This window comes from Rhizobium sp. CB3090 (assembly GCF_029714285.1).
Lineage (GTDB): Bacteria > Pseudomonadota > Alphaproteobacteria > Rhizobiales > Rhizobiaceae > Rhizobium.
On sequence record NZ_CP121663.1, the window covers coordinates 260,957 to 276,063 of the forward strand.

At 57.7% G+C, this 15,107-nt stretch carries 10 protein-coding genes and 1 pseudogene; 4 read left to right on the top strand and 7 right to left on the bottom strand.

Annotated elements, in window-relative coordinates; all coding sequences use genetic code 11:
* The first annotated feature begins 116 nt into the window (after positions 1-116).
* Positions 117-1,631 carry a malonyl-CoA synthase gene (locus QA646_RS19980; protein ID WP_283059985.1) on the top strand — a complete coding sequence of 505 codons (1,515 nt, stop codon included), beginning with the start codon at positions 117-119 and terminating at the stop codon, positions 1,629-1,631.
* A gap of 56 nt (positions 1,632-1,687) precedes the next feature.
* Here QA646_RS19980 and QA646_RS19985 read toward each other — a convergent pair whose 3' ends face one another.
* The 7 genes and pseudogenes from QA646_RS19985 to QA646_RS30600 form a co-directional block, all read right to left on the bottom strand.
* On the bottom strand, positions 1,688-2,848 hold the full coding sequence (locus QA646_RS19985) for a M20 aminoacylase family protein (RefSeq protein WP_283059986.1): 1,161 nt from the start codon (positions 2,846-2,848) through the stop codon (positions 1,688-1,690).
* A gap of 247 nt (positions 2,849-3,095) precedes the next feature.
* Complete coding sequence (locus tag QA646_RS19990) at positions 3,096-5,126, bottom strand: methyl-accepting chemotaxis protein (RefSeq protein WP_283059988.1); 2,031 nt, start codon at positions 5,124-5,126, stop codon at positions 3,096-3,098.
* 428 nt (positions 5,127-5,554) lie between these two features.
* Positions 5,555-6,346, bottom strand: coding sequence for a helix-turn-helix domain-containing protein (locus QA646_RS19995; protein WP_283059989.1), 792 nt, complete (start codon positions 6,344-6,346; stop codon positions 5,555-5,557).
* 698 nt (positions 6,347-7,044) lie between these two features.
* Positions 7,045-7,518: a chemotaxis protein CheW gene (locus tag QA646_RS20000; protein ID WP_283059991.1), complete on the bottom strand. Its 474-nt coding sequence runs from the start codon at positions 7,516-7,518 to the stop codon at positions 7,045-7,047.
* Complete coding sequence (locus QA646_RS20005; RefSeq protein WP_283059993.1) at positions 7,518-9,473, bottom strand: methyl-accepting chemotaxis protein; 1,956 nt, start codon at positions 9,471-9,473, stop codon at positions 7,518-7,520. Before QA646_RS20005 ends, QA646_RS20000 begins: the two co-directional genes overlap by 1 nt.
* Before the next feature lie 129 nt (positions 9,474-9,602).
* Positions 9,603-9,806, bottom strand: a complete 204-nt coding sequence (locus tag QA646_RS20010) for a hypothetical protein (protein ID WP_283059994.1) — start codon at positions 9,804-9,806, stop codon at positions 9,603-9,605.
* Positions 9,807-10,347: 541 nt separating this feature from the next.
* A pseudogene (locus QA646_RS30600) lies at positions 10,348-10,881 on the bottom strand (GGDEF domain-containing protein); the annotation flags it as partial.
* A 99-nt stretch (positions 10,882-10,980) separates the two neighbouring features.
* On the opposite strand from QA646_RS30600, the gene QA646_RS20020 reads away from it, so the two are divergent.
* From QA646_RS20020 to QA646_RS20030, 3 genes are all read left to right on the top strand, one after another.
* Positions 10,981-11,268, top strand: coding sequence for an oligopeptide/dipeptide ABC transporter ATP-binding protein (locus QA646_RS20020; RefSeq protein ID WP_349254268.1), 288 nt, complete (start codon positions 10,981-10,983; stop codon positions 11,266-11,268).
* Positions 11,269-11,672: 404 nt separating this feature from the next.
* Positions 11,673-13,748 carry an EAL domain-containing protein gene (locus tag QA646_RS20025; protein ID WP_283060507.1) on the top strand — a complete coding sequence of 692 codons (2,076 nt, stop codon included), beginning with the start codon at positions 11,673-11,675 and terminating at the stop codon, positions 13,746-13,748.
* 70 nt (positions 13,749-13,818) lie between these two features.
* Complete coding sequence (locus QA646_RS20030; protein ID WP_283059996.1) at positions 13,819-15,057, top strand: ABC transporter substrate-binding protein; 1,239 nt, start codon at positions 13,819-13,821, stop codon at positions 15,055-15,057.
* Positions 15,058-15,107 lie beyond the last annotated feature (50 nt).

The following is a 15,107-nucleotide window of genomic DNA, read 5'->3' on the forward strand; positions in this document are numbered from 1 at the left end:
TGCCTGCTGGAAAGCTGGTCAAAAAGAACGACGGTGAATGCACCCTTGCAAACTCGACGATATAGTCGCGAACGACGAGGCGCCGGCGCGATCCTGAACGATATGGGGAGGAAATCATGAGCAATCACTTGTTGGATGCGATCCGCAATGCGGGACGCGGCGACTCGGTTTTCATGGAGCTTGCCAATAGACGGACATGGACCTACCGGCAGGTCCTGTCCTTTTCTGCTCGCCTGGCGCACGCGATTTCGTCGCTCGGCGTGCAGGCAGGGGACAGGGTAGCCGTGCAGGTCGAAAAGAGTCCCGAAGCCCTTATTCTTTACCTTGCCTGTGTTCGGTGCGGTGCCGTCTACCTTCCGCTCAACACCGCCTATACGCTGGCGGAACTGGAGTATTTCATCAGTGACGCCGAGCCTCGGCTGGTGATCGTCGCGCCTGCGGCGAAGGGGGCCGTCTCCGCGATAGCGGCGGTTCACGGCGCTATCGTCGAGACAATGGATGCCGACGGCGGCGGATCGTTGATCGAAATCGCCAACGCCAAGACGGAGGATTTTGCGGAGATTTATCGTGGCGCGGACGACCTCGCGGCAATCCTCTACACATCCGGAACCACCGGTCGTTCGAAGGGTGCGATGCTCACGCATGGAAACCTGCTCTCCAATGCATTGACCTTGCGTGACTATTGGCGGTTCACATCGGCCGACCGGCTCATACATGCTTTGCCGATCTTCCATACTCACGGACTGTTCGTCGCGACGAATGTGGCGCTGCTGGCGGGCGCCTCGATGTTCCTGCTTCCGAAGTTCGATCCGGATGAAGTCCTTTCGCTTATGCCGCGATCGACGGTACTCATGGGGGTTCCGACGTTCTATACGCGCCTCCTGCAAAACCCGCGTCTCGACAGGGACGCAGCCGCAAACATGCGTCTTTTCGTATCGGGCTCCGCCCCGCTGCTTGCCGAAACCCACGTCGATTTCCGCCGCCGTACCGGTCATGCAATCCTTGAGCGTTATGGCATGACCGAAACGAACATGAACACGTCGAACCCCTATGATGGCGAGCGTATCGCCGGCACGGTCGGTTTGCCGTTGCCCGGCGTGACCGTCCGTGTCTTCGACACGGCTACCGGGGAGCCATTGCCTGTGGACGAGACGGGTATGATCGAGATCAAGGGGCCGAACGTGTTCAAGGGCTATTGGCGCATGCCGGAAAAGACGGCCGCCGAGTTCACTTCGGACGGCTTCTTCATTACCGGCGACCTCGGAAAGATCGACGAGAGGGGTTATGTCCACATTGTCGGGCGCGGCAAGGACCTGGTGATCTCCGGCGGATACAATATCTATCCGAAGGAGGTCGAAGGGGAGATCGATCAGATCGAGGGCGTGCTCGAAAGCGCCGTCGTCGGCGTCCCGCATCCAGACCTTGGCGAGGGCGTAACGGCTGTCGTCGTGCGCAGGCCGGGTGCATTGGTCGACGAAGCCGCAGTGCTAAAGGCTCTCGCTCACCGTCTTGCACGCTACAAGCAGCCGAAGCGGGTGATGTTCGTCGACGAACTTCCACGGAACACAATGGGAAAGGTCCAGAAAAATGTGCTGCGCGAGCAGTACGCCGGTCTCTTCGCGGATGGTTGATACTGGAACCCCGAGCTTGGCATTCTCCAAGGAGCAGCCGAGAGCGAGAAAAGTTCTCAGTCGATGCGAAGACGTTCGCGTACGAACGCGCAGTGCAGGCTCGCTCCCAAAGGCAGGAGCGCATCGTTGAAGTCGAAGTTCGGATTATGGAGCGGAGCGGAATCCTCCCCGTTTCCCATGAACACGAAGCAGCCGGGAACATGGTCCAGGAAACGTGCGAAGTCTTCGGAAGCTGTCATCGGCTCGCGGGCAATGCGGACCCTATCATCGCCTAGAACCTTGCGGGCTGCGGCGAAAGACGCATTCACGAGTTCCTCGTCGTTCGAGGTGGGAACGAATTCCCTGGTGTAGTTGATCTCGACCGCCAGGTTGTAGGCGAGAGCCGTTCCTTCGGCGATGATGCGCATCTGCTTTTCAATGTCGCTGCTCACCTCCGGGCGGAAGCTCCGTGCATCGCCCAATATTCGGGCAAGGCCGGGAAGCGCATTTCGCGTTCCGTCCGTCAAAAGCTCCGTTACCGAGACGACCGCGATGTCGCCGGGGCTTAGCCGTCGCGAGACGATCGTCTGCAGATTGGTGACAAGGGCGCACGCCGCAACGAGAACTTCGCTTCCTGCCTGCGGTTTGGAGGCGTGACCTCCGACCCCGCGCAGAATGATCTCGAAATTGTCTTCGGCCGACATGATCGGGCCGACCTTGGTCTCGAAGGTACCGACGGGCATTCCCGGCATGTTGTGGATGCCGAATATTTCCTCGAATGGAAAGCGTTCGAGAAGCCCGTCCGACAACATGGCAAGAGCGCCTTTTCCCCATTCCTCGGCGGGCTGGAATATGAACCGGACGGTCCCGTCGAAATTATCATCTTCGACGAGCATCTTGGCCGCGCCGAGAAGCATAGCGGTGTGGCCGTCATGCCCGCACGCATGCATGAGGCCCGGCCTCTGCGATTTGTAGCTGAAGCTGTTGTTCTCGGGGATTTTTAGCGCGTCCATATCCGCTCTGAGGGCGATCGAACGATTACCCGTTCCCCGCGTCAGAGTACCCACGACTCCCGTCCCGCCGACGCCCTCGACGACGTCGTCCAGTCCGAACTCGCGCAGTTTCGCAGCGACGAACGCGGCCGTTCCTTTTTCCTCGAAACCGAATTCTGGATGGGTGTGCAGATGACGGCGCCAGGCAGTCATTTCCCCGTGCAGTTGCTGCATCTCGAAACCCATTCGTTTCCTCGCGTAAGACGTTGATACGCCATCCGGCACCCGAAACTCTGCTTGGTCGAGGAACATGCTGGCAGGTTCCGGCTGCGACGGCTCTTTCAACGAGTAGCGCATTCCCGATGATTTAACCGCTGTATTTTAGTCGCCGTTTTGAAACAAAAACTCGGTTGCGCTGCCGAAAAACGAGAGGCGGACGCTTCTCTGGGCCACTGGCGGCGCGCTCAAGGGTCCTTGAGCACGCCTCTCGACATCAAAACTGCTCCCAATCGGCCTTGCTGGCCAAGGCTGCATTGCCGGAGAAGGCGCTTGCGAGTTTGCGGCCGAGTGCTCGCGCTGGTGATGCGACCGGCTTGGTGGTCTCAGCGATTGCGCGCGGTGCCATTCCTGCCTCCAGTTTGAAACGAGCAACGAGATCGCGAAGTTTCACCGCCTCGTCTGCCAGGCTGTTGGTAGCGGCGGTGGATTCCTCCACCATGGCCGCGTTCTGCTGTGTGACCTGGTCCATCTGATTGACGGCGGTGCTGACCTCCGAAAGGCCCGTCGATTGTTCCTTGGCGGCAGTTGCGATCGAATGTACGTGATCATTGATCTTCACCACATGATCCTGGATCGATGTGAGCGCCGTGCCGGTTGCCGTCACCAGCTTGACGCCGGAGTTCACCTCTTCGCCCGACCGGTTGACCAGCGCCTTGATATCCTTGGCGGCGTTTGCCGATCGCTGTGCCAATTCCCGCACTTCTTGCGCAACAACGGCAAAACCCTTCCCAGCTTCACCGGCACGTGCAGCCTCGACGCCGGCATTTAAAGCAAGCAGATTGGTCTGGAAGGCGATCTCGTCGATGACGTTGATAATCTGGCCGATCTCGCCGGAGGCTTGCTCGATCCGGCCCATGGCTGAAACCGCCTGCTTGACGATGGCGCTTGACTGTTCAGTGCTCCTGCGCGCTTCGTCGACCATATGGCTTGCTTCGAGCGCCCGTTCGGTCGAGTTCTTCACGGCGACCGTGATTTCCTCAAGCGCCGAAGAGGTTTCCTCCAGCGCGGCTGCCTGCTGCTCCGTTCGTTTTGAAAGATCGCCGGATGCCAGCCGCATCTCGCCGGAACTGCCGCTGATCGCCTCGATTGCAGCGCGGACCTCGCCGAGTACGGAGCGCAAATTGCCCATCGTCGTGTTGACGTTATTCTTCAGTTCGCCGAAAGCGCCCTGGAATTCGCCACGCATTGTCCCCGTCAGATCGCCTTCGGCCAGTGCGGCGACGACGCGACGGGTCTCGGCGACACCTTGGTCGACCGAGGTGACAAGCTCGTTGACGCTCGTGGCAAAGCGGTCGAGATCGGCATTGTCATAGATCTTGGTGATGCGCTGCGTGAAATCGCCGGCGACCGCTGCCGATACGACTGCTCCGATGCTTAGCTGCAGATCGGCGCTTTTTGCATGCAGCGCCGCTTCCTGGGCATTCAATTCCCGCACTTTAATGCCGTTCTGCTTGAACACCTCTACAGCACGCGCCATTGCACCGATTTCGTCGCTGCGGCCGACGTAGGGGATGCTTGCGGCAAGATCTCCGTCGGCCAGCAGATCCATACTGCCGGTCAGCTTATTGATCGGCCGAGCGATGCTTTTGGCCCCGAAAACGGCGGCCGCAATCAATGTTGCTATAACCAGGAGGCCGACGCCGAGATTGAGTAACAAAAGGAGGCTGGCGGCCGCATTTGCCTCATCGTCGGCCTGTGCCGCCATCGTCTTTGCCGTGTCAACACCCTCATCGAACAGTTTGGACGCCTCATCCGCAATAGTTGTCTGCTTTGTCTGGAGTTCCGCCGCTTTTCCATTGATAGCGGGATCGTCGTTTTTGATCTGCGACTTTGCTTTCATGACTGAGACCATGTCGTTCGTCGCAGTAAAAAGGCTCTCGGTCAGGGCTTTGAGCCGTTCTATCCGATCGCTGTTGACCTGCAGTGTCAGATTGCTTTCGGCGTCATCCAGATATTTCACAACTGAGTGATGCCGAGCGGCTATGTAGTCGATGGCACTGGTGAGTTCCTGCTCCGAGGACGCAAGGCGCAGATCGCGCGCGCCGATCAGCATGCCACGCAACGATGCCTTTGCATCGACGAGATCGCGGGAGACAATCAACTGGCTTTTCAGATAGGCCGAGCGTTCTTCAATCGCCCGACCGCCGTAGAGCACAATCAAAAGCATAGCCGCGACCATGAAGATGCTGATCGCGGAAAGCGCGGCCAATTTGGCACCGATGCGGGACGAAATGGATGATAGCATTCGTAATACTCTCAATCGCTTGCGAGATGCCGTCATAGGGCTCGCAGAAGCTAGAATATCGTCCTGCATCATGCATGCGATGTGCCAATATTGTGCGGCGTAGAAAGGCTGTTCCGCCACAAGAAATCGAATAAGTAACTGACCTAAAAGTAAACATTCGCCATTTATGACTCGCGACCCATAAGGTTCTTGCGCAAATTGGCCAATATTGCGCAAAGTGGCCATTCAGGCATAAGTTGCAACGCTGCCGAGTTGAGGAGCATGAATCCTGTTTATACCGTTCGCCCGTGCGGTTGTGCGCTGGATACGGAAATATCGGCCGCTTCCAGCGCAGCATTGCTCACGGCGCGCATTGCTGCGAGAGCCGGAGAGCAAAATGCGGGATAACAGGTTGGTCTATAAGTCGCTATTCCTCGACGGCGACTGTGTTACTCGTTGACGGGTCTGCGCTGCTTTGTGGCATTGGACGGCATTTCGCCGAAGGACCTGCGATAAAGTGCTGCAAAGCGCCCCATATGGGAGAACCCCCAACTCTGCGCGATCTTCGCAATTGATAGAGATGTGGTCGGATCCATCAGCGCGTTGCGAGCGCCCTCCAAACGGATTGTCCGTAAATAATTGAGAGGCGTCGTACCTTTGAATTGCTGAAAGGCAGCTTGCAGCGATCGAATGCTTGTGCCGGCTGCCTCCGCGATATCGGCAGTATTCATCGGCGATGCGACGTTCGCGTGCATATACTCGATTGCTCTCTTCAAATGCTTGGGTATCGCCGGGGACGCCAATTTTGCGAGCCGCCCTGAATAATTATTCGGGACCGTTTCCAGCAACATGATCATCATTGCATTCAATAGATGTTCGATGAGCGTCGACGGGGAACGGTCAAACAGGCTTGTGTCGAGACAACTCCAAACGAGGGTTCCCAGCATCGCTATCTGGGACCCTTTTGCGGTAGCCAGATTAATTTTGCCTGTAAAGCTGATGTCGTTGACAACGGGCGCGTCCAGCAAGGTGCTCAATTGTCGGATCATCGCGGACTTTTCGAACGCTATGCCAACGTGGCCGAGGTCTACATGAGGTGTCAGCGTTTGAAAGCTTGACATGTCGCCCAATAGGACGGTTGGCGGCTTCGGAGTACCCTGTCTGTCGCTGGTTCCTATTGCTCTCGTATCCAAAAATGGAACGTAGAGCACAAAGACGTCCGGTCCGTCTGAAAGTTTCATTATTATTTCGGAATGGCGTCTTCCATTCCAGATTCTGTAGTGCCCGACGTGGCAATACCGGTCTTCAAGGGAGATCGGCATATCTCGGCGTGACGCTTTCATCATGAAGGGCGTCACGCACCATGCACAGAGCTTGGACCCTTTGTCGAATTTAACTCTGTAACCGGCATGATCTGCGTATCTCAATTCTGCTTGCGGCATTGGAAATTATCAAGGCCTATCCACGGGATAGAGGATTACGCGTCAGCGAATCCGGCTTCGGATATGTCGGACTGAGTGCCGTCCGTACAGCAATCCGATATACGCACTGCGCATCGGGTATCCGCTAAGCGCAAAATAATCTTCTCGCAGTTGCAGCATTTTCCTCTTGGCAGATCATCGGCCTGCACATCGGCCGGTTGCGAACAGGAAAATTTGCTTCCGCCACGTCGGCAAAACCAGACACGCGTGCGTCGGGTTCGGTGGAATTGAAAACAAGCACCGGCATCATCTCTCTCTGAGGATGGTGCGGGTGGGGTTCGGCCAACGGCCGCCCATTCATGTAGTTTATTTAAGCCAATGGTTGTCTTTATGTTCTTGCTTCGGCTGGAAGTTGATTCCGGCCGAAGCGAGTTGTCAGAATATCCGCCACTGCAGGTTCTATGACGGAAAGCGTCGGCGAGCTTGTATTTGAAGCGGGTAATGTTTCAGGCGAACCGCTATGCCGCCGATGCCCGCTCGATATTGGCGAACATTTGATCGAGGTTGAGGAAGCAGACCATGCCTTGGTCGAGTGGGATAATTCCATACGAGAAGGTCGGGTCGAACTCGGTGCCGAAGTCCGGCACCGGCTGGATTTGTTCATTGCCGATCGACAGGATGTCCGAGACGCGATCGACCACCAGGCCGGTCGTGTTTTCTCCGACCTCTGCAACGACGATGGCGCTGCGGCTGGTGTGCACGGAGCTGTGCACGCCGAGCTTGGCTGCAAGATTGATGATCGGGATAACCGAGCCCCTGAGGTTCATCATGCCGAGAACATGGGGTGGCGCGTGGGGCAGCGGCGTTGCCGCTGCCCATGCCCGGATTTCCCGGATCGATGTCGTCTTGATGCAGAACTGCTGGTCACCGAGGTGGAAGGCAATGATTTCCAGCGTTGTTGCCTGACCTTGGATTGAAGCTGCCGCCTCCATCAGAAGTCCTCCCATTCCTTGGTTGCTGCCGCCGTCGCCGCCTTGCCGCCGAAGGCGCGGGCGAGCTTGTTGCCGAGGGCGCGGGCGGGAGAGGCAACCGGCTTTGCCGTTTCGCGGGCGACTCGCGGGCCGGCGGCACCGTCCAACTGGAAGCCGGCGATGAGACTGCGCAGCTTCACCGCCTCCTGGGCAAGGCTAGAGGCGGCGGCGGTCGATTGTTCCACCATGGCGGCGTTCTGCTGGGTCGTCTGATCCATCGAATTGACCGCCGTGTTGATCTCGGCAAGACCCGTCGATTGTTCTTTCGCCGAGACGGCGATGGCGTTCATGTGACTGTTGACCTGGCCGATGAAGCCGCCGATGACGTTCAGCGCTTCGCCAGTATCGCGCACCAGCTTCACGCCGCTTTCGACTTCGGCTGTCGAGGTCTGGATCAACCCCTTGATTTCCTTGGCCGCCTGCGCCGAGCGTTGAGCGAGTTCGCGGACTTCCTGGGCAACGACGGCAAAGCCCTTACCGGCTTCACCGGCGCGCGCCGCTTCGACGCCTGCGTTGAGGGCCAGAAGATTGGTCTGGAAGGCGATCTCGTCGATGACGCCGATGATATTGGAAATCTGCTGCGAGCTTTCCTCGATGCGCCGCATTGCCTCCTCGGCATGGGAGACGACTTCGGCAGATTTCTGAGCGCTCTGGTTGGCCTGGGTGGCGACCGTGCGGGCCTCTTCGGTCAGCTTCGTCGACGAGCCGACATTGGCGACGATCTGATCGAGTGCGGCGGCGGTTTCCTCGAGCGAGGAAGCCTGCTGCTCCGTGCGCTTGGAAAGATCCTGCGCGCCTGACGAAATCTCGCGCGTGCCGTGGTCCATCGCGTCGACACTTTCGGCGATCGTCGATAGTGCTGCGCCGAGCTGGCGGACGGATCGGTTGAAATCCTGGCGAAGCGGCTCGAAGTCCGCCGCGAAGGTCTCGTTGATCTGGAAGGCGAGATCGCCGGCGGCGAGCCGCTTCAGACCAGCTGCAAGGTTTTCGGATGCAAAGCGCAACTGTGCGGCTTCCTGCTCGGTGCGACGCTGCACCTCGGCACGCTCGGCTTCTTGAACGCTGCGGGAAGCGGCGGCTTCCTCCTCGAGGCGCGTGTTGGCGACTGCATTCTGTTGGAAGACCTTAACGGCCTCATACATGGCGCCTATTTCATCGTGGCGCATTTTGAGGTCGATATCGACATTCGTATCGCCGTCGGCAAGTCGCCGCATCACGGCGGTCATCGTCTTGATGGGCTTGGCAACCCCGAGCATCAATACGATCGCCGATACGAACAGGACGACGATGACGCTTACGCCAATGACCAACGAGACGGTTTCGGCGCTTGAAACGGCAGCCGCCAAAGCCGTTTTCGCTTCCTCGGTAAACTGGCGAGCGTTCTTGATAGAGGCTTCTGTTGCAGTGCGCGTGCGCTCCATGACCTGATCGATGTCCGTTTTAGCCACGACAGCCAATGCTGCATCGGTCTCCGCCTGACTCAAGGGAGCGCCGTTCTTTTTCGCGATAGCTGCGGTCAGAGCGGAGGCACGTTTCGCTATGAGGCCCTCATACTCGCGCATGCCATTGCGGATATCTTTCAAGGCATCCGGTTTCAGAGCGATGTTGATGGGCTGCTCAAGGTCATCCCATGCCTGTTGACTGCGTGATTTGGCCTGGTTCAGCGCTGCCTCAACATCCGGAACGGACGTGCCGGAGCTGATTTCGTTAGAGGCCGTCCGCATTTCCGCGAGAGATACGGCGGCGGCCTGAATGCCATTGAGAATCGTTTGCTCACGCGACGCGGCCGCGTTCGCGGAACTGATTTCGCTGCTGGCTATCTGCTGATTGATGAGAATAGCTGCGATCAGGACGATGCCGATACCGGATGAAATTGCAAGCTTGGTGCCGATCTTGAGGTTTGCCAAGAAGGACATAATCAAAATTCCTTTATGTTTGAGCGCCGGCAGCCTCCCCCCTGCAGCCGGACGCGTTGAACTGTTTTTCGTTAGAGATAAAAGAGGCAGTGAGCCTTTACGCGGTTTGCACCGATCGCCCGTCTACGTTCATTGGATGATGCGGCATGGTGCCGGCGTGTGCTTTAGCGATGTACAGAGCGCTTCCAGGTAGTTCGTCGCGTTGATGAGAAGCTGATGTCTTTTCGTCAATAAATGCAGAAGTTCCAGTTCCTCGGATGCCACCGGAATATCCAGGGCATAGACATCCGGTTGCTTGCGCTTTTGGGATGGAAACGGAACAAGATTCGGCATGGGCATTCCAGAAATGAAAACAGAGGCGCCACCGTCATTGGGCTCTTTGGGGATTGGTGGAAAAAGCCGCCTCAAATCATTTGTGCAGCGTGAGTAGGCTTTCGACCGCGACACAGGACATCGCAGCAATGGCGCCTATGTTGGACGAATTGACGCCAACTATTAACAAAGGTTGGATTTTTGCCGGTTTGCTGTGACCATCACTCTTGCGAAGGAACTTTGCTGCGCTCTCTGGATATCGTGATGAAAGCTGGATAAACGGGCTGGGCCAATAGCGGACGGTATTTGCGGAAGCATGCCCCGCGTCCATTCCTGCATAACTCCATTTCAATTTAAATTCTTGCCCGAGCAAGCTGCATCCAGCCATGCGAGCCAATCGTGCATCGGGTGCGATGCTGCAGCACAGAATTTGATAGGAGAGGATATATTGTGAGCACACATGTTGCCCGTCAGCCGACGAATCCGCGACCGGATGCGGAGCATGGTCCGCCTCGATTTGGCGATACTGGTGCCTATGCTGGGAGCTGCGAAATACCTGTTGCGCAACGACCTGGTTTCGCCCGCCCCTCTTTGCCGCATAAAGATTCTGGTCGGCGATCTCCAGAATTTCGTTGGGTAAATTGGCGGACAGGGTACCGGCGACACCTATGCTGATCGTGACGTGCAACCCGTTGCAGATAGTCGACCAGTCCCAATGTTCAACAGCAGAACGCTGCCGCTCGCAGACATCGGCCGCACCACGCGGCGGGCCGGCCAGCAGGACGACGAACTCCTCGCCGCCAAAGCGAATTGCCTGGTCGGTAATCCGCAACTGGTTGCGCAATATGGTTCCAATGGCGCTCAGAACCTGGTCGCCGATCATGTGGGAGAAGTTGTCGTTGATCGACTTGAAATGATCGACATCCAGCATCGCGATGGAATATGGACGCTTGTCAGATGTCAGTTCCTTAAAGCGGCTGTCGAGATATTTGCGGTTATAGAGCCCGGTCAGCGCGTCCAGATAAACGGCATTGGCGAGGATATCGGTTTCCTTCTGCAGTTTCTGATAGGAGGCCTCCAGCGTGTCGGCGCGCTGAACCTGTTCGCCGATCTGCGGCAGCTGCTCAATCTTACCTACGTGTTCATCGCCCACGACCTGGCGGTGGTCCGGCAGGTGTCGAGCCGGGTGGCAGTCATGTATCTTGGATCGATCGTCGAGATCGGCGAGACGGATGCGCTCTATGGCGCGCCACGCCATCCCTATACGCGGGCGCTGCTTTCGGCCGTTCCGCAGCCGCACGACCGCGGCAAGCGGGAGCGCATCCTGCTGGATGCTGAGATACCGAGCCCGCTCAACCCGCCCAGGGGCTGCAAATTCTCGACCCGCTGCCCATGCGCCAAGCCGCTTTGCCACGAGGTAAGGCCGCCGCTAACTGGCGAGGCGGGCGGCCGCAGCGTCACCTGTCACTTTCCGTTTGCGTAACGGCGGCAAGGCGCCTCGCGAGGAACAACTCGGTGATGGTGAGACCGATAGCGCAGAATATCCGTATTGCGTTATCTCATCCGTATTGCGCAGCGAAGGCGGCTCGCAAGGATGTGCTCAGCATTTTATTAAACTTCTCAAACGCTAATCGTCTTTAGCTTTTTAGCACCGGCCTTCTGATGTCGATGGCGCTGCGAGGGCTGTTGACTCCGCCCGAATGACTTGTGCGGCTTTCCTCAATGAGAATCGACCGGATGGATGACCTTCTGGTCACCGCTGCAGCCAGGAGGATATCCATGAAGCTGCCTTCGTTTTCGCGCAAGGCATCCTGTGGCGCATTCATCGCAGGCCAGCCGGCTGTTCGAACAAGCCTGCGGCCGATCGATGCGGCGCAAATCGAGCAGATGGCTCCGTCGGACCAACGTCATTCCTCTTTGGAGGGATACATCAGATCCATTGGGCGGCACTATGTCGCCGCGGTCATCGTCATGACGATGCTCATTGGCGCGACCTACCAGACCGTCGAGATCGCGCTCGATCGCCATTCGCTGCAGCAGGACATCAGCTATCTCACGGGGCGCCAATTCATCCGTTTCCAACAGCTTACCAATCAGACGCGCGCCATCATGAGCGCCTCGGCCAATCCGGACATGCCGGAATATATCATCAAGCCGATGGTCGAGGATGCTCGCAAGGCAATCGGTGACATCCGAGCCATGAGCGGACAACTGAACGAACTGCACGGTAAATTGGAACGGAATCTTCTTGAAAAGCTCAATCCGCGCGACGTCGCATCCGAAGAAATGCGCCTTGAACTCGCCGGGCGACTCGAGGATTTTCTCAAGCGGGCCGATAGGGTGGTGTCGGCAAAACTGGAAGATCGACGTCAGCGTTATTCTTTTTGGGGCCCGATCGATTTTGCCGCTTCTTCGGACAGCATGCTCATGCGCCAATTCAGTGCGTTGATCGACAGCGCACATGATCGCAGCGACGGCAGCATAGATCATGCGCGCCTGATCAGCGCCGTGCTTCTTGGTCTGACAGCGACCGCGCTTATTCTGGCGACCTCAATTCTTTTCATGCCGCTCCTAAGAAAGCTTCGCAACGAGCACCGGCGAACGATCGATTTTGAGTCCAAGTTGACCCATCAGGCGCATACCGATGCGCTCACCAGCCTCGGCAATCGCTCGTCCTTCAATGATGCTTTGAGCGCGTTTTTCCTGTCGCTCGATCGGAGCGGCACAGGCTTTTCGATGCTGCTGGTCGACCTCGATCATTTCAAGGGCATCAACGACAGTTTGGGGCACCCGGCGGGGGATGCGGTTCTTCGTCACGTTGCCCGCATACTTCAAGGAACCTTTCGCTCCACGGATATCGTGGCGAGACTCGGCGGCGACGAATTTGCCGTTCTGCTTCCTGGCCTTGCCGATATAGCAATGCTGGAAGCGCTCGCCGGGCGCGCAGTTGCAGCGATTGGAACGGAATTTTATTTTGACGGTCGTGGTTTACCGATCTCAGCCAGCATAGGCGGAGCGATTGCGCCCCAGCATGCGACAGAAGAGACCGCGCTCATGCGTGTGGCCGATCTCGCGCTTTATGCTGCGAAGGCCAAGCGCAATACCGTCGTGATCTTTGACGAAGCCTCGCTCGCACGGCGCCTTGAGGAGAACCAATTGGCAGCGGCTCTGGCTTTCGCCGCCGACCGTGACGAGTTCGTCGTTTACTATCAGCAGAAGGTCAATCTTCAAACTGGGGCGCATCTGGGCTTCGAAGCCTTGGTGCGCTGGAATCATCCCCGGCTTGGCATCTTGCCGCCAGGCCGCTTCTTGCCGCTCGTCGAAGGATCCCATTTGATCAGCAGTATGACGCGCTGTGTCGTCAACACAGCGGCACGTGATCTCAGGGCATGGAAGGCTGCTGGACTGCGCCCCGGATCGGTAGCCATCAACCTGCCGGAGGTCCTGCTGGTCGGTCGGGACGGCTACGATATCATTGCTGCGGCGATCAGGGCCAATGAGCTTGAATGGAGCGACTTTGCCGTCGAAGTGACAGAAGACGTTTTTCTCAATCGCGGCGCCACTCAGATATTGGAGACCATAACGCGCTTCAGGGAGCGGGGCATGTCGGTCTCGCTGGATGATTTCGGCACGGGTTTCGCATCACTTGTGCACCTGCGCGATTTTCCGTTCGATGAGCTCAAAATCGACCGCAGCTTCGTTGCCGATCTGGGCAGCGACATCCGGTCGGAGCAGATCGTGGGAGCGATGATCAATCTGGCTCGCAATCTGGGCAAACGCTGCGTTGCTGAAGGTATCGAAAGCAAGACTCAGCAGGATTTCCTGCTGCACGCAGGATGCGAGATCGGCCAAGGCTATTTGTTTGCCAAGCCTGAACCGGCCTCGGCCGCGGTCGAGCGTCTGACGGTCTCGAAGCGCGACATGCGCGTCGCATCACGACGAACGATGCGCATCGCGGGCTGACATTCAAAGAGGATTTCCGCATTCGGCGGATCGGGGAAAGTTATCGATGAGGGAAGAGGGGATGAATGGAATGAAGCGGGCATTGCTTGCGGTTGCTTTGGCCGTCACCGGTCCATCGACGCCGGCGCTCGCCGGCGATGGGATGTCGGTGGATGTCGTGCATTTCTGGATATCGAAAAGCGAGTCCGCCGCGCTCGATGTGTTTCGGAAAGCCTGGGTGGCGGCCGGCAATCGATGGACCGACATGCCCGCCGCGAACAAGGTTGCCGTTCAGCGCGCCGTCAGCGACCGTATCGCCAATGGCTATCCGCCGGCGGTGATGCAGTGGAACGCCAATGACGGATCGCGGGAACTGCCGCAGATGGGGATCGTCCAGGATATAGATGACGTCGCCGAGGCGGATCACTGGCGGGATGTCATGCCTGCCACGGTCCTTGACCGGATATCCTATCAGGGAAAGGTGTATTTCGCGCCGACCAATATCCATGCGGAAAACTGGCTATGGACAAGCAGGAAGATATTTGCCGATGCCGGCTTGAAGATGCCGACCTCCTGGGATGATATCTTCACCTTCGCCGAGAAGATTAAAGCCGCCGGGCATGTTCCGATTGCACTTGGCGGTACACGGTGGGAAGTGTCCCTCATATTCAACGACATCATCTATCACGAATTCGGACCGGAGGGATATGCACGTCTTATGAGCGGCGATGCGGCATTGGTCCAAGACCCACGTATGATCGAGGCCTTGGGAATGCTTTCGCGTTTGTCGGACTATGTTGAACCGTTCGCCAAGCGGAAAGACAAGACCTGGGCAGATGCCACGGCCGCAGTTGGCGCTGGCGAAGCCGGCATGCAGTTCATGGGAGACTGGGCAAAGGGCGAGCTTGTGGCGCGCGGCTATTTCGCCGATAAGGACTTCGACTGCTCCCTCGTTCCTGGCACCTCCATCGCCTATTTTATGGTGATCGATGCCTTCGCCTTTCCGCTGACGAATCGTGATGGCACGGCAGATGCCCAAAAAGCGTTCGCACGCATGATCCTGGATCGGGACAACCAGGTCGCCTTCAGCCGGATCAAGGGGTCTCTTCCTGTTCGCACGGACGTCGACCCGGCCGGTCTCGACCGTTGCGGCCAGCTAGGGTTGGAGATGATCAGGGCGAAGAAGGGCGAGGTGAGCGCTCAGTCCCAGGCAATGCCGAGCCAGATGTCAGAAGGCTGGATCGGCGTGGTTGGGGATTTTTTCAATGATAAAAATATGTCTCCCAGCGAGGCGCAGAAGCGGCTTTATGATATCTTGACGCAGCATTAATGCATGTCGCGCAAAAGTGTGCGGCGGTTTTGCGAGAACGACATGCAAAA

What these genes read in the sequence shown, in the direction of transcription:
- QA646_RS19980 (WP_283059985.1), top strand. Translation starts at nt 117, where the DNA reads ATGAGCAATCACTTGTTGGATGCGATCCGCAATGCGGGACGCGGCGAC.
- QA646_RS19985 (WP_283059986.1), bottom strand. Translation starts at nt 2,848, where the DNA reads ATGGGTTTCGAGATGCAGCAACTGCACGGGGAAATGACTGCCTGGCGC.
- QA646_RS19990 (WP_283059988.1), bottom strand. Translation starts at nt 5,126, where the DNA reads ATGCTATCATCCATTTCGTCCCGCATCGGTGCCAAATTGGCCGCGCTT.
- QA646_RS19995 (WP_283059989.1), bottom strand. Translation starts at nt 6,346, where the DNA reads ATGAAACTTTCAGACGGACCGGACGTCTTTGTGCTCTACGTTCCATTT.
- QA646_RS20000 (WP_283059991.1), bottom strand. Translation starts at nt 7,518, where the DNA reads ATGGAGGCGGCAGCTTCAATCCAAGGTCAGGCAACAACGCTGGAAATC.
- QA646_RS20005 (WP_283059993.1), bottom strand. Translation starts at nt 9,473, where the DNA reads ATGTCCTTCTTGGCAAACCTCAAGATCGGCACCAAGCTTGCAATTTCA.
- QA646_RS20010 (WP_283059994.1), bottom strand. Translation starts at nt 9,806, where the DNA reads ATGCCGAATCTTGTTCCGTTTCCATCCCAAAAGCGCAAGCAACCGGAT.
- QA646_RS20020 (WP_349254268.1), top strand. Translation starts at nt 10,981, where the DNA reads ATGTATCTTGGATCGATCGTCGAGATCGGCGAGACGGATGCGCTCTAT.
- QA646_RS20025 (WP_283060507.1), top strand. Translation starts at nt 11,673, where the DNA reads ATGGCTCCGTCGGACCAACGTCATTCCTCTTTGGAGGGATACATCAGA.
- QA646_RS20030 (WP_283059996.1), top strand. Translation starts at nt 13,819, where the DNA reads ATGAAGCGGGCATTGCTTGCGGTTGCTTTGGCCGTCACCGGTCCATCG.